This window comes from Candidatus Viridilinea mediisalina (assembly GCF_002532535.1).
GTDB classification, from domain to species: domain Bacteria; phylum Chloroflexota; class Chloroflexia; order Chloroflexales; family Chloroflexaceae; genus Viridilinea; species Viridilinea mediisalina.
Window position 1 is genome coordinate 1 of sequence record NZ_NQWI01000334.1, and the last position, 519, is coordinate 519.

Sequence of the window (519 nt, forward strand, 5' to 3'; positions counted from 1 at the left end):
GGTGGGGGGTAGGGTAAGGAGCGTACGAGCGGGTCATAGGGAAGAACAAGGTTCTTCCCTATGACCCCTTATTACCCAAAAGCGTATCTTTTGGCCTCTTCCAGCGGTAGATCTTATAGAGACTGTTGTACCGTGAGGAGTGGCTATGGATGCACAGACCGCTGCCGATGTTGATGGCGCTTGGAAGTACGCGCTGGAACACTACATGCCCGCCTGTTTACAGCTCTTCTTCCCCAAGGTTGCTGCGAGGATTGACTGGCACCAGCCACTGATCTTCTGCGACAAGGAGCTTGAACAGATCAACCCCGAAGCCAATACGGGCAAGTTGCGCGTGGACAAACTCATTCGCGTTGCGTGGCACAACGGCGAAGAGATGACCATCTTTATCCATCTGGAGATCCAGGCGCAACGCGATGTTGACTTTACCAAGCGCATGTGCCGCTACCATGTGCGCCTCTTCGACCGCCAGAATGGGCCGGTGTTGAGCCTCGCGGTGTTGGCTGATGATGATCCTCATTG

At 54.7% G+C, this 519-nt stretch carries 1 protein-coding gene; it reads left to right on the forward strand.

Annotated features, from left to right (window positions below; all coding sequences use genetic code 11):
* Window positions 1-145: 145 nt before the first annotated feature.
* Window positions 146-519: hypothetical protein (locus CJ255_RS22310; RefSeq protein WP_217352533.1), on the forward strand; the 374-nt coding region annotated here is incomplete at its 3' end.